Here is an 18,980-nt window from a genome sequence, read left to right on the forward strand (position 1 = left end):
AGCCTCTTTTAGGGGCTTTTTTTATGCCATGTCAGAAGCTGAACCTAAATTTTAGGTGCGCTCGAGAAAGGCTTTTCAAGTATTGGACCATGATTTTTACGAATAATTGCAGGGCAAGCTTTCCTGCCCCACTTATCGGGTATTTGTTCTCGAATTTCAGGTATTTCTTTAGATTGTAGGCGATTGCCGAGAGGTGCATTACCTTGTTCGCCTGTGCAAGCCCGATGGTATTTATCTTCCTCAGTCCCATGAACTGGGTCAAGGTTCCAAAAACGGGCTCTACCGTGCTCTGCCGCTTGCCCTTCATATACCGCCCCAGTGGGCTCTCCACCCGGGCGATGTTACGCAAATATTCCGCACGGTAATAGGTAACGCTGAACTTCTTCTCCTGTGCGCTTTTGCCCAGGCAGCTAGTGCGTAAGGGGCACCCGGTGCAGATATGCTTTCTTGCACGGTATTCCTTCTTTCTTGTTCCCGTGCGATGATCCCTGAACTCCTTGGTGAACGGTATCGTTTTCCCTTGGGGACAGCGGTAGCTGTCCGTTTCTTGTTCATAAACGAAACCATCGGGACCGCCCTTGAACGTCCCGTGGGCGGGTATGAAGCTCTTGAGTCCCCTGCTTTCCAAAAAGGCATAGTTCTCGCCACTGCTATAGCCCGTATCGGCAACGCAGTTCTCAAAGACGAAGCCCTGTTGCCATAATCTTCTCTGTAAGCGCCGTACGATATCCTGTAACTGCTGGTTGTCCTTGCCATCGGCATGGTACGCCCTGATATCGGTAATTACATGATGGGCGGTATCCACGCTCAACTGACTGAGGTAATTCAGCTTTCTGGCCTTGCCCGGCTTTACGCTTATCCTGGCATCGGGGTCGGTAGGGCTGTAATGGGTCTTGTTGCTCGTATACTTTGCTCCTTTGATACCGGCGCCAGGTCGTTGATCCTGATCTTTTGCCCATTTCTTGTTCCTACCCTTTATCGCATCGAGTTCCTTCTTGTTGGCGGTCACACTTCGCTGACCCTTGTCCGACCTATCGCCCTTGCTCTTGCGGTGTGGCACTTCTTTGTCCATTGCGCTTATAGCACGTACTTTTTTCAAATGCTCTTCCAAATCTTCTTCGGGCACCTTCAGCTCCAATGTATCCATACTCGCGTTCGCCTTGACAGGTGCGGAATCTATTGCTTGGGTATGACCGGAAACCATCCCTTTTTCTACACACATACTCAAGACATTGGTGAATACTTCCTCGAATACCGACTCCGGGTAAAGTTGGCGGGTACGGCTTATGGTAGAATGCCATGGCAGCTCCTCGTCGATATCGTAGCCTATGAAAAATAGTATATCCAAACGCATCGAACAATGGTCGATAAGCTTACGGTCGCTGATGATGTTCTCCAAGTAGCCGACAAGACATAACTTGAAGAACACAACCGGGTCGATGCTCTTCTGCCCGCTCTCACCATAATAGGGACGAGTAAGCATATAAAGAAATTCCAAATCTAGGACGCCTTTCAAACGCCGGTAAAAATTGTTCTTGGGGATGCGTTCGCTCAATTGAAATTGTGCAAATAGCTTTTCCTGATACTCCTTTTTTCCTTGCATACCTAAAGTTAACACAACAACGTTAAGATCACGTTGGCCCTACATGGTTTTTTCGTTAACTTGTGCAACAGGCACACCGTGTAAAAATAATTGCTTGGTGCTTGCCTACTTGGAAATTCCTGCGGAATTTCCAATGGTTCATTCCTTTTTAGTAAGTTAGTTGCTTAAACACGCAACTATCCTTACACCTAACGTTGTGCAACATTTGAAAAAAAATCGAGAATGACCAATTATATTATACTTTTCAAAAGTTTAGGGTCAAAGCTAAATACTCGAATGGACTTCAATTCTGAAAAGCCAGCAACGGAATTTATTGAACTGACTAAACTTAACGGTTACAAAATGTACCAATACATTCAAAGCGGAAATAATTATGTTATGACAGCAGAAGAGTTGGAAATAAAGAATATTAAGTTTGAAAAATTATTACGTGAAGTTAAAACGTGGTTTGGACTATCGAAAAAGACTGTAACTGATTTTTTAATTATGCCAGATAAGAGTTTTTATTATCCATATGAATTCGGGTCTTATCTTTATATTTTCACAAAAAAAAACAGAACAAAAGCTGATTTTGAAAAGTGGCTGGATAAAGAGTTTGCAAGTAGATTTGGACATATTGACGAGACATTTGCTGGATTTGAGAACTTAATGAATGACGAAGATTACCTAATTGCAACGAATCACGATTTACAGCATCAATTTGGAGTTGTTGGAAACAAAAACATAATTGACGAAATAATAGCGAAATTTAAAAACGAAAATTTAAGAGAATTTGAATTGGAAGATTACGAAGAAAAACGCTGAAAAAACGTTGCACAACAATGTATATAAAAAATAGCGCGAGCAGTTGCAAACACAAAGGTTCGGGCACTTTTTTGAGGTCGCCAAATTTTTAAATTTGGCTATTTGAGGAAAGAAAGATAAATAGAAAGATTTAAAAATTCGGCTTGAGTTTAAGCGAATGGTTTGCGCACTTTTTCAGCGCTACTTTTCATATACGAGACGTTAGCCCACATTTTGAAATACCTCTATAGACAAACAGTATAAACTAATTTAGAAAATGAAAAAATTTGAATATAAAATTATAACGATAAGTGTTTCTCACTTTAGAAAAAAAAATTTTCAAACTGAATTAAATGATAAATTTGAAAAATGGGGAAATGAAGGTTGGGAACTAATAAAAATGGAGCCTATTACTTCTGGTGGCATGATATTTCAAGGAGCAACGACAGAAGAATTTCTTGCAGTTTTCAAAAGAGATAAAGAAGAAATATAATTTCCTTTTTTTTTAGAAATTAATGCTTATTGTAAACGCTAATTTATTGAAATTACCAATCTAATTGGAAAAGTTACGAGGATAGGATTGCAAAAAACAAATGGACTTACTCAATGTTACTGTTGAGCAGATGGACTTTACTCGAGCGGAATAAAAATGGCATATCAGTACGCAGAAAAACATGGGCTAACAAAACCTCCTATGAAAAGCCTTAGTCCAGTTTCTTAAAGTTAATTAATATTTTCTTTTTTGCCTTAAACCACCTTTTTTTCTTTTAATATAACTTGCTCGCACTCCTATGTGTGATCGGTTCGAAACTTGAAACGTCACCGGCATCTGTATGATTATAAATTATAATAAAACCGGTCACTTGCTAAAAATGTGATCCTAAATAGTACAGGTCACGGGTTTTGTTTTGTGATACGGTTCTCACTACTATATTAGAGCTTTGTTATGATTTTTATTTTATTAGTTTTTCTGCTTATTATTCAATAACCCCAATGGTATATGGAACTTCTGTTTTAATTACCGCCAAGGTTCTACTTAGTAGCTTTCTAGCTACTTTGACAATGATACTTTTTACGTTCTTGCCTTGATGTTTACGATAATAGGCCTGCATTACGGGGTCTGCACGTATCGCTTGCCAAGATGCCTCTACAAAATAACTTCTCAATAAGCGGTTTGCACGTGGGGTCATTCCCATTGTCCTTTGACTGTTTCCGCTTTGATACATACTTGGTGCCAGACCTACGTAACCTGCCAAATGTTTAATGTTTTTGAAACGTCTTAAATCCCCTAGTTCACATAATATGCCACAGGCCACGATACCTCCGATACCAGGTATACTTCTCAGTAATAGATAATCCTTCTTATAATTCACTTTACAGTACCTTCTTAGCTGTGTGGACACATCGCGAAGCTCTTGGTCCACAAAACGGAAGAAACGCATTCTACTCTCTAATGTGGCCTTCGCCGTTGGGTACTCGAACATTATATCATCCAACCAATTTCTGTATTTATGGCTCCAATGGTCATTGTCGAACTCTTCAGGTTCCCTGATTCCGAAATACAACAATTGCATCTTTATATAGCTCTTGACCCTTCTGAAATCCTTTACAAGGTCATTTCTGCGTCTGAACAGACTACGAAGTTCTTCACGTTTCCTGTCCGGCACTATGATACTCTGCAATCGGTTATCCTTCAACTCTCTCGCTATCAACTGCGCATCTATCTTATCGGTCTTGGTATGTTTCTCTTTGCCCTTTCTATGAATGTCTGCTGGATTGACTACCAGACTTCGCCAACCGTAACTCTCAAAACAACGATGAGCGTGGTAACCGCAACAACCAGCTTCATAAGCTACGGTAACTTCATACTCCTTGAAATGTTTTGAAACATAACTATGTAATTGCTTTGGGTCGGGTGACATACTAAAAGACTTACCAGCGAACAGATCTGTTGCACAATGTACTTTCCAACTTCGTTTGTGAATATCGATACCAATGTATAACTTCGGGCAAGCAGTTTGTTGAGTGTTCATATCTTATTGTTTTAGAGAACTTTAAAGATACTCGACTTGCTGCTTTTTCATCGATGCTAAACGTAATGCGGACTTTAGGGCAAAACCGAAAGGTCTGTATATATTTATGATGTCGCTAAATCTTATGGATTTAGCTTTGGAACTAAAAAAGAAAAAATTAAACAATAAGCTTTAGCTTCGTGCGTAGACGGAAACAAAAAGTTTCCTTACTACCGCACTACGCTTAGCCGCACCGTTAGCAAACATATTGACCCGTCCTGAAATATGTATACAAAACACTTCAAGTATATGTATAAAAATGATGGATATGTAAAACGCTATAGTGAGAGCTTCAAGCTCAAAGTCTTGGCAGAACTTACCAAAGGAAACCATTCAAAAAGACAAATTGCATTAACTTACGGTATACAATCCAGTACTATAAACGTATGGATCAAGAAGTATGACCGTAAAGATTTAATGAACACCCGTGTAACCGTGCAAACAGACGACGAACTTTCCCGTATCAAAGCCCTTCAAAAAGAGTTGAAACAACTTAAGGACCTTCTTATTAAAAAGGACCTGGACAAACTGGTGACCGATAGCTATCTCGAGGTAGCTGCCGAGAACCTGGGCTATAGAGATGTTGAAGAATTAAAAAAAAACTTAAACATAAAGCCTTGATGAAAGTAGCACCGATAAACCGTAATGAAAGGCTGTATTCAATTGGTACTATCTGTAATGCCTTTGATCTGAAAAGAGATGCCTATTACAAATACCAAAAACGTTTTGTTATCAAAAAACAGATAGAACGGGATATAATCGAACTTGTTCGGAAAAGCAGAAGAACACTACCTAGAGAAGGTACCAGGAAACTCATGAGATCATTAAAAGATGAGTTTCATAAGTACGACTTAAAAGTAGGCAGAGACCAGCTGTTCCGTATCCTAAGAGAAAATCGATTGCTCATTAGAAGAAAGAAATACTCCTCTAGAACCACCAATTCATATCACCGCTTTTACAAGTATGGCAATATCATAAAAGACTTGAAAATCAATAGACCCAATCAAGTATGGGCTTCCGACATAACCTATATCAGAACCATTAAAGGATTCTGTTACCTAGCATTGATAACGGACATGTACTCACGTAAAATCGTTGGATATGACCTAAGTGATAGCCTAGAACTAAAAGGTTGTGTCAGAGCTTTAAATAAGGCTATTTACAATGCCAAGAACATTGACCGACTTATTCATCACTCGGACAGAGGTATTCAATATTGCAGTAATGTCTATACCCAAATACTAAAAAGAAAGAAAATCAAGATCAGTATGACCGAAGAAAACCATTGCTACGAAAACGCCCTGGCCGAAAGGGTAAACGGTATTCTAAAAGATGAATTTTTTCTTGACCAGACATTTACCAGTGTGGTTCATGCTAAAAAAGCAGCCAAAAATGCAATCAAACTATACAACTCTAAAAGATTGCATTTATCTTTAGATTATAAAACACCTAATTACGTGCATCAATATGCCGCCTAAAACTAATATTAACCTGTAGCCGTATTTTAGGACGTGACAAATTTAATAACCTATGAAAAAAGTAGCAATTGGTTGCGGAATATTCTTAGTGCTGGTCATAGGCACCGTTGCGATATTGTTCTATATACTTACCAGACCTAAATACAGGGATGTATCTAGCGAAAAACCGTTTACAGAAATCATAAACCAAAAATTAACTACGAAAAAACCTACACTAATTTTAAATTATGATATGCCCAAATATGAAGACTATAGCTATCACTTAGAAGATGGCAATAGTTTTGGTATGGAATCTGACTTAAAGACTGTTACCAAAATACCTACTGGTACAGAGTTCAGCATAGATAAAATTGAAATACACTCCAATTGGGTAAGCGGTTCATCTACCATATATCTTTTCGGTAATATATATAGCGAAGAGAAACAAAAAAGCTATGCTTTTCAATATACTTGGGGCGATTACCATCTGCTATATGAAGACAACCCATACTGGACATTTAATCTTGCTTTTTGGCAAAACGGAGCGTTGACTGAAAAGTATTATATAGAGCTTCCATAATTACTATTTACCTCAGTGATGCATATTAAAAGAATAAGAAAGAGATTTCATATTTATGATTAATACTATACTTGGTGATTAATCTATGCTTAAAACAGTTTTTAAATTATCGGTTTAAAGGGTATTTGAAGAATTGTTTCAGCTATTATAATTTACCAATGACTAATTATTAGATTGATACACTACCAGTATAAAAGCCAAAACATTAGGTTTTAGCATTAAAAGAAAAACGCCAAATAAATACTATTTGGCGTTTCTTGATTTTTACTACTAATAATTTGTAGCAATGGTTATTTCATCTCATAAATAGCAATAGTACTAGATACTTCATGAGTTGCGATCATTAGATAATTTCCTGTAGGACTATCATCCTTATCCACAACGATTAACCCTTCTGGTGAAATATCTTCTGCATCATAGATCCAGGTAACAAAAACTGGGTTATAAGGGTTGGTTACATTGTAAGCCAATATTCCACTAGTTCTTTCCAAACCAACGAACAACAACGTTTCTTCTCCTACTTTTAAGGTTTTTACAGATTCTGGCTCGGCACCTTTATCATCTGACCTGCCATCTACTTCGCCTTCATCTTGGTTGAATATAGATGGTGCCAAAGCCAATGTTCTTCGTGCTATCTCAGAACCGGAATCAAACACTAATTGTCCGTTAGTATCCCAAATTGAAAACGAGCGCGCACCGTACGAATAGATTTGCTCATATAATCCGTCATTATCATCGTCTCCGTTTGCAGTTGTCGTTTTTAATCGACCTAAATTTTCATCTTCCTGCAATGCTTCAAAATCAGGATAAAAAGCAGGGTCTAAATCCAAATCCTTTACACGCACTTCTTCAGAATAACCGTCATAATCCCTAGAATCACCTTCATTGGCAGAAACGATAAAACCGTTTCCATTAGCTGTGAAATAGTCTATTGCATCGGGCATATAAAAACCTAAAACATTCCAGTTTTTTAAATTTCCAGCAATACCGTCTCTATTAGAAGCGTCTAGCTCATTACCGGAAACATTATGATTCTTTGTTCCCAAACCTACCAAACCCGTGATGGTCTTAGAGGTAAGGTCAACTATTGCCATCCCGTTATTCTCTTGCAAACCAATATATGCAGTGCTAGAATCATCAGAAATAGTAACATACTCCGGCTCTACATCTTGTACAAATGAAGAAGCACCGTCATTACCAAATACTCTAAATCCGTTACCAGGATCCATCTGTCCGGCAAAAGAAATTTGCGTTGCAGTTTCCGTAGCCACTTCAATTACCGTTATTGAACCTTCTGGATCAACCGTATAATCATCGTTTGGCTCACCTTCATTGGCAGCAACGATATATTCCCCATCAGGAGAAAAAGCAACCATATCAGGCAACGCTCCTGCTACATAAGACTTAATCAAAACTTGCGAGTTAGTGTCATAGGTATCAACAGTACCCTCTAATTGTTTATCGCTATTTTCAACGGCAATTGCCAAAATACCATTGTGAACAGCAACAGAATTAGGACTACCCGTTAAAGCGATAGAAGCACCTTTTACAGGGTTTGTAGCATCTGTTAAATCTAGTACCGAAATTTCATCCTCTTCAGGGTTTACTATGAACAATTTGTTGGTAACGGCATCAAAAGCAGATATTTCTGCAAAAGCTTCGTCATTACCATTGGTAAACGTTCCTATTTTAGAGAAACTAAGTTGATCGATGGTTATTGGAAATTCGGCATCCATACCATCGGCTCCGTCAGCCCCGTCAGCACCATCGGCGCCATCTACACCGTCCACTCCATCAACACCGTCCATTCCATCTATACCATCATCGGCACAAGAGGTACATAAAATAGAAATTCCAAGAATTGCTACACAAAAAGGTCGTAATACATTTTTCATTTTAATACAGTTTGGTTTTAAGTATCAAAACAAGAAGATCAATGTAAAGTTGGGGTTAACTGCATTGTAAATAATTATTATAAAGATGTTAAATTAAAAATACAGATTTGTAAACATCTAAATAACAGTCACATCAATCTTCCCTAATACAAAAAAGTAAAACACAACAAAAATGATACGATTAAAGTGAAACAAACCTATAAGCCTAACCCAAAAGTATGTTTCACTCATTTTTCATTGTATATAAAATTACCTTGGCACAGTTTTGTATTGTAATTTTACTAAGATGAAAAAGCTATATTTAATTCTAATCCTATTTATGTCCTTACAATTTGGCAGCGCCCAACAGAACAATTCTTACGATGAACTTTGGAAACAGGTTGAGAATTTTGAAGATGGGAACCTTTCTAAATCTGTATTAAAGCAAACGGAAGCCATATTTAAAAAGGCGAAAAATGAAAATAATGGGGTACAGACCATAAAGGCTCTTCTTTATAAATCGGGCTTCATCAACAGACTTGAAGAAGATTCTAAATTAAAGATCGTTAATGATTTCAAATCTGAAATAGCAACTGCAGATGGTGCCACAAAAAACATTCTGCATAGTCATTTAGCACATTTATACTGGCAATACTACCAGCAAAACAGGTATCGATTCAACAATAAAACCAAGACAGCCGTTAAGGTTGATTCGTTAGATTTCAGAACTTGGGATTTAGATACCATATTTAAAGAAATAGATCATCATTTTATCGCCTCCTTAGAAAACACTAGAACTACACAACAACTTCCTATTTCAGATTTTGATGCAATTCTAGAAAAGAATGAAGAAAACAGAAAGTACAGACCTACGTTATTTGACGTTCTTGCACATACCGCTTTAGAATTTTACACGACCAGCGAAAATAGCATTAACAAACCCGCAGATTCTTTTGAGATTGACAACGAAGCTATTCTATGCGAAGCATACACTGCTAGTTTCCTAAATTTTGATGATAGTAAAAATCTGTCTTTACAATCTAGAGCACTTGAAATATACCAACAACTCGTAGCATTTCATTTTGGCAACCCAGATATGAGTCCGTTGGTATTGGTAGATATAGAGCGATTACGCTTTATTCATGAAAACGCGACATTTGCCAATAAGGACGATCGATACTTAGAAGTACTTAAAAATTCATCTGAAAACATAAAGCATAGTCCGTTATCCGGTTTATACACATTTGAAATTGCACTACAGCACCAGCAAGTAGCACACAATTATACTTCTTTAGGCGACGCGGCATATCAATGGAAATTGAAAGATGCTATTGCACTTTTAGATGATGTAATAGCACGATTTCCTAATAGTTTAGGTGCACAAAAAAGCGAGGTTTTGAAAGCAAAGATTCAAGACCACAGCGTGCAGTTAACTACTGAAAAGCACATTCCCAAAAATACGATCAGTAAACTTTTGGTTCAATACAAGAACGTTGAAAGTTTACATCTACATGCATATAAAATCACTCAAAACCAACTATCAAAACTAGAAGAAACTTACCCAGATAGTAAAAAGAAATCGTTTATTAAAAATCTTCCTATTGCTAAAACGTGGTCTGCACAATTAAAGACCGAGAATGATTATCAATCGCACAGCACAGAAATTATAGTGCCAGCACTAGAAAACGGAAGTTATATTTTAACCGCTGAATCTAATGATGAAAAAATAGATGTATTCAGTTATACCACCATTCAAGCAACAGATGTGGCCGTTATTGAATCTCAAACCAACACACAGCAACAATACCAGATCATAGACCGAAACAGCGGCAAACCAATTACTGGCGCAGAGGTTATTTTAAGTTATAGAAAAAACTATAAAGACGCACTAAAACGAGCAGCTTACACTACAGACAAAACAGGTTTTATAACCATTGAAAAAAGTAAAGAAAACTGGAACAACATTAACATTACGGTTAAGACTAAAAGTGACAAAGCCCATTTTGGCGAATACTACGTTAACCGAAATTATGCTCAAAACAATGACCAAATCAACTATTCATGCTTTCTATTTACAGACCGAAGTATCTACAGACCAGGGCAGCCTGTTTATTTTAAGGGTATTGCCATTAGTCAAGATAAAGGTGTGTCTAAAGTATTGGAAAAAACGAATATTGATGTTACACTAAGCGATGTAAACGGACAAGAAATTAAAACACTTTCATTGACATCTAATGAATATGGTTCAGTTTCGGGTGAATTTATGTTACCAAGTTCTGGACTACCAGGGCTATTTTCCATTAGTGCCACATCAGACGACCTGAACTTAAATGGATACGCTAGTATTTCAGCAGAAGAGTATAAAAGACCAAAATTCGAAACTAATTTTGAGCCTGTTACAGACACCTTTAAAGTAAACGATAGTATCACCGTAACCGGTAAAGCAACAGCCTATGCAGGTAGTACTATATCTGACGCAAAAGTAGTGTACCGCGTAAAAAGAGTAGTAAGTGTACCTAGATGGTATTACTGGATCAGGCCTTTTTTTAATGGCTCTTCTCAAGAAATTGTGCAGGGAGAAACTATTACGGATGCAGCAGGAAATTATAAAATTACCTTTAAGGCTATTCCTAACAATAGTGTTGAAAAAGAAAACCTACCCACTTTTAATTATGAAGTTACGGCAGATGTAACCGATATCAATGGAGAAACACGCAGTACCACAACCATGGTCAACGTTGGTTATCACGCATTGGACGTAAGATTGCTAGTACCCGATGCAGTAGACAAGACCCTCAAAAACGCAAGCTTTACCATTACCAGCAAAAATTTAAACGGACAATCTGTTTTTGCCACCGGTGAAGTAAAATTGTACAAACTTCAGGCACCCGATCATGTGCTTAGACCAAGACCTTGGCCAGCACCTGACTATTCGGGTTTTTCAAAAGAAGAATTTAAAAAGTTATATCCGCATGAAGCTTTTAAGAATGAAGACAATTCTTCTAATTGGCAGAAAGGCAAAATGGTTTGGCAATCTAAATTTAACACTGAAAACTCTAATGAAATCAGTTTTGGTAAAATCAAAAATTGGGAGTCGGGAAAATATAGAATTGAACTTTTCTCAAAAGATAAATTTGGACAAGCAGTAAAGGATATTGCCGTTTTTTCAATTACGGGCGATGAGCAAACCCTAGCCGATAACCAATTACTTTACGTAAAAACGGATAAGGAACAGTATACAATTGGTGACAAGGCACAAATCACCTTTTTTTCTAGCGCAAAAAATCTGAACATCACAGTAATTGTTGAAAAAGACCAGAAGATTTTTGAAGAAAAGGTACTGGCGCTAAACGACAATTCTAAATCAATAACAGTAACTGTTACCAAAGATGATTTGGGTGGCTTTGCCATCAACTACAGCTATGCATTTGCCAATCATTTTGATGAAAATACAGTGAACGTGCTTGTTCCCTACCCTTCTAGCGATTTGCAAATAGAAACTATGAGCTTTAGAGACAAAATAGCGCCTGGTGTAGATGAAACTTGGTCTTTCAAAGTCAAAGGTCCTAAAGGTGAAAAAGTCAGCGCAGAACTATTAGCAAGCATGTATGATGCTTCTCTAGATCAATTTAGAGCTCATTCGTGGAACTTTTACCCTATAAATCAGCCTCATTATTATTCTCGAAGAAGAACTGGTGCGTACAATAGTTTTTCAACCATAGGCTTTCAGACATTTTCTCACCATACCAACTTTAACTACCCAAGACTTAGCTTCGATGCTTTTGAATCATTTGGTCTGAATTTTAATTTAGGTAATTTTTACGAAAGACCTTCTATTAACTATAGTTCCGCACCCTTAAGGAAATCTATGATGGCAGACGATGCTGCATTAGATGAAGTTGTTACCGTTGGCTATGGTACTGCTAGAAAAGAAAATGAATTATCAAGTGCTGTTGAAAGTATAGAACCAACAGAACTAGAACCAGAGACAGATAATGAAGATTTTGATTCTGTTAGTATTCGTAAAAATTTACAGGAAACCGCTTTTTTCTTTCCAAAATTACAGACCGATAAAGAAGGAAATATAAGTTTCAACTTCACTACTCCCGAAGCATTGACGCGTTGGAATTTACAACTATTGGCACATACCAAAAATTTGGAAAGCACAATAACCAACCTATCTACGGTAACCCAAAAAGAATTGATGGTGACACCAAATGCACCACGGTTTTTACGTGAGGGTGATAAGATTATAATTAGTACTAAAATTTCTAACCTTACTGAAAAGCTACTTTCCGGTCAGGCTAAATTAGAGTTGACAGATGCGGTAACCGGCATAGATATTTCAAAAGAATTATTAGCTGCTTCCAATGCACTAGATACATCACCTTTTGAAGTTGATGCTATGGGAAATACCCAAGTATCATGGAAATTGAATATTCCTGAAGGATTACAATCCGTTCAATATAAAATCATAGCAAAAGCAGGTGATTTCTCTGATGGCGAACAAAACATGTTGCCTGTATTATCAAACAGAACTTTGGTAACGGAAACATTACCTATGTGGATTCGTAGCAATCAGACCAAGACCTTTACCCTAGACAAGTTAAGGAACACCTCATCGACTACACTGAAGCATCATAAGCTAACTTTAGAAATGACATCTAACCCTGCTTGGTATGCAGTACAGGCATTACCCTACTTAATGGAGTACCCATACGATTGTAACGAGCAGACATTCTCAAGGTATTACGCAAACACCCTCGCAAGTCATATTGCGCACAGTAACCCCAGAATCCGTGAAGTGTTTGATCAATGGGCAAATTCAGATGCCTTACTAAGCAATCTAGAAAAGAACGAGGAATTAAAATCGCTATTGATTCAAGAAACACCATGGTTACGCGATGCACAATCTGAAACCGAACAAAAGAAAAGAATCGGTTTGTTGTTCAATTTGAACAAGATGAAAAACGAGCAACAATCAGCATTAAATAAGCTGGCTCAAAATCAGAATTCAAGTGGAGCTTGGTCGTGGTTCAATGGTGGTCCAGATAATAGATATATTACCCAGCATATTATTTCGGGAATGGGGCATTTGAACAAATTAATCACCTCAACAAAGACCAACAACCAAAATTCATCAACTTCGTTCAACTCTCAATCAGATATGATTGAAGAAGCAATTTCATATTTAGATGCTGAGTATGTGAAAGAGTACGAGCAAATGAAGAAATACACATCGAATATAAACGATGATCATTTAAGTGCGAATCAGGTACATTATTTATATATGCGTAGTTTTTTTCCAGAAATTAAAACCTCTAAAAAAGTAGATGATGTCACTACCTATTATATAAAACAGGCACAGAAATATTGGAAAAAAAGAGGTTTATATGCACAAGGAATGTTAGCCTTGGTTTTACACCGAAGAGACGATGTAAAAACATCTGCCAAAATTCTACGCGCTTTAGAAGAAAATAGCATTACCAGCGATGAATTGGGTTTGTATTGGAAAAGTAATACCAGCTCATGGTTTTGGTATCAAGCACCTATAGAAACACAAGCTTTGCTAATTGAAGCATTTTCTGAAATCCGCCCTGCGGATATTGAGACGGTGGATAATCTTAAAATATGGTTACTAAAAAATAAGCAGACCAATCAATGGAGTACTACTAAAGCAACAACCGAAGCTGTCTACGCTTTATTATTACAAGGTAGCGAGTGGTTATCGGTTACAGATGCCGTAGAAGTTTTAATTGGCGGAAAAAAAATTGATGCTTCTAAACTAGAAGATGTAAAGATAGAAGCAGGAACAGGCTACTTTAAAACCTCATGGAACACTGCTGAGATTCAACCAAAAATGGGTGAAGTAAAAATTAACAAAAAAGGCGACGGAATTGCTTGGGGAGCTTTGTACTGGCAATATTTTGAAGATTTGGATAAAATTACAAGTGCCGAGACTCCGTTGAAATTAAAGAAAAAAATCTTTTTGAAAAAGAATACGGATTCTGGCGAAGTGATTTCTGAAGTGACCGATAATACCAATTTAAAAGTGGGCGACTTGGTTAAGACAAGAATTGAGCTAAGATCAGATCGAGATATGGAATTCATACACATGAAAGATATGCGTGCTGCTGGTTTTGAACCTGTAAACGTAATTTCAAGATACAAATGGCAAGACGGCTTAGGGTATTATGAAAGCACTAAAGATGCTAGCACCAATTTCTTCTTTGACTATTTACCAAAAGGTGTTTATGTCTTTGAATATGATGTACGTGTAAATAATGCCGGAGATTTCAGTAACGGCATTACTACCATACAAAGTATGTATGCACCAGAATTTAGTAGTCATAGTGAAGGAGTTCGTGTTTCTGTCGAGAATTAACGGCATTACAAACAAAGTGAAGTAATCTGCTTTTAGGCTGACCAAAAACTCACCTACAACTAATGATAAAAAGATTGCCACGTCGCGAAAATGCTCCCCGCAAAGACGAAATAGCACAAAAAAAGGGCGCTACAATGTAGCGCCCTTTTCGTCTTTTGCTAAAAAATAATCTACCAAATACTAACTCTCTTTTCAGGAGCTAAATACATAGCATCACCTTCTTTAATATCAAAGGCATCGTAAAATTCTTGAATATTCAACAAAGGTTGTGTTGCTCTTACCATACCTGGAGAGTGTGGATCTGTTTTAATCTGAGTTCTTAAAGCCTCATCTCTACTCTTTGTTCTCCAAACTGTAGCCCAAGACATAAAGAAACGTTGCTCAGCAGTGAAACCATCAATATCTTCAGGACGACCGTTTTCAGCGTAGTATTTCTGAAGTCCGTCATAAGCACCTAACAATCCGCCTAAGTCACCTATATTCTCACCTAAAGTAAATTTACCGTTTACATAAACTTCTGGCAATACCATCACGCTATCATACTGTACCGCTAAAGCATCAGCTCTTTCAGTAAAAGCAGCTAAATCAGCATCTGTCCACCAGTTTTTAAGATTTCCATCCGCATCAAAACGAGAACCACTATCATCAAAAGCATGAGAGATTTCATGACCTATTACAGCACCAATTCCACCATAATTTACAGCTTCATCAGCAGTATAGTTATAGAAAGGAGGTTGTAAGATTGCAGCAGGAAAAACAATCTCATTGTTCAAAGGATTGAAATATGCATTTACGGTCTGTGGAGACATTCCCCATTCCGTTTTATCAACAGGCTCACCAATTTCAGAGTAGTTCTTTAATTCTCCCCACTTATTAACAGCAGTCATATTTTCGAAGTACGACTTGTCTGCAGAAACTTCCATCGTAGAATAATCTTCCCACTTATCTGGGTAAGCAATCTTAACAGTGAATTTATCTAACTTTTCAATTGCTTTGGTTTTTGTGGAATCGCTCATCCAATCCAAAACAGAAATACGTTCTTTAAAAGCATCGATTACGTTGGCAATCATTAATTCAGCTTTAGCCTTAGCTTCTGGTGGAAACTTAGCGTCTACATACAATTGACCTAAAGCCTCACCAACAGTACCGTTTACCGTTGCCAATGCACGCTCGTCTGCAGCACGTTGTTCTTTTGCACCTCTAAGGTATTTGCTATAAAATTCCCAATCTGCAGTTTCAATTTTAGTTGTTAATTTTCCGGAAGCACTATTAAAGGTATCCCATCTTACCAATGTTTTGATATCTTCAATCGGTGTTGTTTTTAAGAACTTGTCCAACGCTTCGGTATATCTTAATTGAGTAACCAAAAGAGTATCAAACTTTTTAGTTATCCCTAAATCAGAGATAAGTTTTTCAATGTCAATAGTAGACATCATTTTATCTACCTCAGCAATTGTTCTTGGGTTATTATAGTTTCTAGCATCTCTACGTTCAACCTTGTTTAAACGTGGCTCTGCCAATTGCGTTTCTAGCGCTAGAATTTTATCGGCAGCTTTAGTTGCATCAGCTTCAGAATCACCTAATTTCTGCAACATTTTAGATACGTGTTTTTTGTACTCTTCACGTATTTCAACAGACTTCTCATCTTCTTCTAAATAGAAATCGCGATCAGGTAAACCTAATCCGTTTGCACCTAAATACACAGCGTTCATACTACTGTTATTTAAATCTGCACCAGCACCAATATTTAAGAAAGGAGAAGATACAGCAGCATTTGTTGCCAAAACAGTTTGCAAATCATTTAAATTCTTTACCGAAGCAATTGCTTCAAATGCCGAATTCAACGGAGTAATACCCGCTTTGTTTCTAGCAGCAGTATCTAACTTAGTATCAAAAATTGCCAAAGCCTTCGCCTGATCGGTATCAGCAGCGTAGTTACCACTTTCTTTTGCAGTAGCTAATATTTTTAAAACATCGTCGTCAGTAGATTTACGAAGTACACTGAAACCACCCCAGCTAGTTCTATCATCAGGAATTTCGGTAAACTTCATCCAGTTTCCGTTCACATAGTTATAAAAATCTGACTTTGGGTTTTGAGTAGTATCCATGTTCGTTAGAACGATACCGGGAATTTTTTCTACCTCAGCAGTAGATTTAGCCTCTTCTTTACATGAAGCTAATGCTACCAGACCAGCAGCGAATAAATAAACTTTTTTCATTTGTGAGTTAGTTTTAAACGTATCGCCTTATAAGACGCTCGTTTTGAGTTTTGTTACAAAAATAACAGGATTTTATTTTCAGATCATTTATTTCACCATCAATTTAGAACATTAACATTTGAAATAGAGTTGCTTACTCCTTAAAAACCGATTAATAAACTTAAGAATACCTTGTTAACTCATTGAAAGTATCTCTTTACTCATTATAGATTTTAAAAGACCTAGTTCCATTTTAGTTTAGGGGTATAGATATAAAACCAAAATAATATGAAAAGCACATTAACAATTTCAGTAAAAGAACCTTGCAAAGAAAAATTCAGTAATTTTAGTAAAACCGAAAAAGGAGGTTTTTGCCAAAGTTGTGAAAAAGAGGTCATTGATTTTACCAATTTTTCTGATAATAAACTTATAAACTATTTAAGCCAAGGCAATAAGAAAGCCTGCGGAATGTTCAAGGCATCGCAACTAAAAACATACGAAACCAACTCTTTACAGACTATGAATAATTCTATGTTACATAAAGGAATTGCAATGATGGGTTTTTCTCTGCTAGCCCTATGCGCTACTGAAGTTAAAGGTCAAGAAACAGCAAGTATAGCGCCACCTATTGAAGTTGTATCTACAGATATTATGGGTGATATTTCATATGTTGAAACTATACAAGAAAAACACACCGTAACAGGTACCATTGTCGATGAAGCAAATGAACCATTACCTGGGGTAAATGTTGTATTAAAAGGAACTACAGTAGGTACACAGACAGATTTTGATGGTAAATTTGAATTTCCTCAACAACTAGAAGAGAATGATATTCTAGTACTTAGTTATATAGGATATGAAACCAAAACGTACAAAGTTGTAGCTAACGGTAATGCTGATATAGATATCAATATTACATTCGACACCTACGATGTTGAGCTGATGGGCGAGGTTGTAATTGGCGGAGCTTATACGAGCAAAAGAAATATTTTTCAGAAGATCGGGGATATTTTTAAATAATGAAAAACCTCGTTCTACTATTTATGCTCTTATTTTCAATAACGAGCTTTGCTCAACGCGCAGATTTTCAAGAAATTGATTTTACAAAAGCAGACAGCATTGCTCATTATTATAAGGATGCGAGCCTTAAAAACTTACCGGTACTAACCCATAATTTAACCGCATCATTAAAAACCGATGTTGAAAAATTTAGGGCAATATACACCTGGATCAGTTCTAACATTGCCAATGATTATTCTTCTTATCTTAAAATAAGTTCAAAGAGAAAAAGACTTGCCAAAGACCGAGAAGCCTTTTTAGATTGGAATACAAGCATTACCCCTAAAGTCTTTAAAAGTTTATTAGAATACCGAAAAACCGCCTGTACGGGTTATGCGTATCTGGTAAAGGAAATGGCAAATTTGGCAGGATTTAATTGTGATATTATCGATGGCTACGGACGTACACCTACCTTACTTTTAAAAGAGGATAGCGCACCCAATCATTCTTGGAATAGGGTTCAGATAAATGATAAGTGGTATCTGTGCGATGCTACTTGGTCTGCCGGAGAAACTATAGTTGTTAATGGCACTCCATTTTTTCAGCAAGACTATTTCGATGGCTATTTTTTAGCTGATCTAAAATTATTTGCAAAAAATCATTTCCCGATCAACAGCGATGAAAATCAAGATTTGAAAACGGATGCATTCAAAGACTACGTTGCAGGACCCGTCATTTACAAAGAAGCGTTTTTAGCACCCCTAATTCCTATTGCACCGGCAGTAATGCATAATAACATTAAAAAAGGAGCATCTGTAACTTTTACATTACAAGTGCCAAAAGAATATAATGAAGACATTCAACTTTTATTGAATAAAGGAGGTAGTCAAAAGAAAGGTAATCCAATTATCAATAGAGAAGAAAATGAAGTTCATCTAGAACAAAAATTTGATAAGAAAGGACTTTATGATGTTCATATTTCAGTTGAAAATCAACTAATTGCTACTTACGTTATTAAGGTAAAATAGT

At 37.0% G+C, this 18,980-nt stretch carries 12 protein-coding genes; 8 read left to right on the forward strand and 4 right to left on the reverse strand.

All coding sequences use genetic code 11. The features are described 5' to 3' along the window. Positions 1-31: 31 nt before the first annotated feature. Positions 32-1,603, reverse strand: coding sequence for an IS1182 family transposase (locus SJY30_RS10425; protein WP_396632135.1), 1,572 nt, complete (start codon positions 1,601-1,603; stop codon positions 32-34). Between the two features lie 222 nt (positions 1,604-1,825). On the opposite strand from SJY30_RS10425, the gene SJY30_RS10430 reads away from it, so the two are divergent. Both SJY30_RS10430 and SJY30_RS10435 read left to right on the forward strand, forming a co-directional pair. Next, a complete protein-coding gene (locus SJY30_RS10430) occupies positions 1,826-2,407 on the forward strand; it encodes a hypothetical protein (protein WP_396632136.1) in 582 nt (193 codons plus the stop codon). Between the two features lie 256 nt (positions 2,408-2,663). Beyond that, positions 2,664-2,879, forward strand: a complete 216-nt coding sequence (locus SJY30_RS10435; RefSeq protein ID WP_396632137.1) for a DUF4177 domain-containing protein — start codon at positions 2,664-2,666, stop codon at positions 2,877-2,879. A gap of 484 nt (positions 2,880-3,363) precedes the next feature. Here SJY30_RS10435 and SJY30_RS10440 read toward each other — a convergent pair whose 3' ends face one another. Beyond that, the gene (locus SJY30_RS10440; protein ID WP_396632131.1) at positions 3,364-4,419 is read right to left on the reverse strand and encodes an IS110 family transposase; all 1,056 of its coding nucleotides are present in this window, start codon (positions 4,417-4,419) and stop codon (positions 3,364-3,366) included. A gap of 288 nt (positions 4,420-4,707) precedes the next feature. Here SJY30_RS10440 and SJY30_RS10445 point away from each other — a divergent pair, with 288 nt between their 5' ends. From SJY30_RS10445 to SJY30_RS10455, 3 genes are read left to right on the forward strand one after another with little or no spacing between them, the layout of a single operon-like run. Further along, complete coding sequence (locus SJY30_RS10445) at positions 4,708-5,079, forward strand: transposase (protein WP_024479941.1); 372 nt, start codon at positions 4,708-4,710, stop codon at positions 5,077-5,079. Continuing rightward, on the forward strand, positions 5,079-5,936 hold the full coding sequence (locus tag SJY30_RS10450; RefSeq protein WP_396632138.1) for an IS3 family transposase: 858 nt from the start codon (positions 5,079-5,081) through the stop codon (positions 5,934-5,936). The genes SJY30_RS10445 and SJY30_RS10450 overlap by 1 nt, the downstream gene beginning before the upstream one ends. Positions 5,937-5,988: 52 nt before the next feature. After that, positions 5,989-6,495: a hypothetical protein gene (locus tag SJY30_RS10455; protein ID WP_396632139.1), complete on the forward strand. Its 507-nt coding sequence runs from the start codon at positions 5,989-5,991 to the stop codon at positions 6,493-6,495. A 290-nt stretch (positions 6,496-6,785) separates the two neighbouring features. Here SJY30_RS10455 and SJY30_RS10460 read toward each other — a convergent pair whose 3' ends face one another. Beyond that, a complete protein-coding gene (locus tag SJY30_RS10460; RefSeq protein WP_396632140.1) occupies positions 6,786-8,390 on the reverse strand; it encodes a choice-of-anchor I family protein in 1,605 nt (534 codons plus the stop codon). A gap of 319 nt (positions 8,391-8,709) precedes the next feature. Here SJY30_RS10460 and SJY30_RS10465 point away from each other — a divergent pair, with 319 nt between their 5' ends. Beyond that, entirely contained in the window at positions 8,710-14,754 is a 6,045-nt protein-coding gene (locus SJY30_RS10465; protein WP_396632141.1) for an alpha-2-macroglobulin family protein, read from the forward strand. A gap of 170 nt (positions 14,755-14,924) precedes the next feature. Here the strand turns inward: SJY30_RS10465 and SJY30_RS10470 are convergent, their stop codons facing one another. Next, positions 14,925-16,973, reverse strand: a complete 2,049-nt coding sequence (locus tag SJY30_RS10470; protein ID WP_396632142.1) for a M13 family metallopeptidase — start codon at positions 16,971-16,973, stop codon at positions 14,925-14,927. 267 nt (positions 16,974-17,240) lie between these two features. Here SJY30_RS10470 and SJY30_RS10475 point away from each other — a divergent pair, with 267 nt between their 5' ends. Both SJY30_RS10475 and SJY30_RS10480 read left to right on the forward strand, forming a co-directional pair. After that, the gene (locus SJY30_RS10475) at positions 17,241-17,972 is read left to right on the forward strand and encodes a carboxypeptidase-like regulatory domain-containing protein (protein WP_396632143.1); all 732 of its coding nucleotides are present in this window, start codon (positions 17,241-17,243) and stop codon (positions 17,970-17,972) included. Further along, on the forward strand, positions 17,972-18,979 hold the full coding sequence (locus tag SJY30_RS10480) for a transglutaminase domain-containing protein (protein WP_396632144.1): 1,008 nt from the start codon (positions 17,972-17,974) through the stop codon (positions 18,977-18,979). The genes SJY30_RS10475 and SJY30_RS10480 overlap by 1 nt, the downstream gene beginning before the upstream one ends. Position 18,980: the final 1 nt, after the last annotated feature.

Origin of the sequence: Maribacter sp. R86514 (assembly GCF_044597005.1) — a bacterium.
Classification (GTDB): Bacteria; Bacteroidota; Bacteroidia; order Flavobacteriales; family Flavobacteriaceae; genus Maribacter.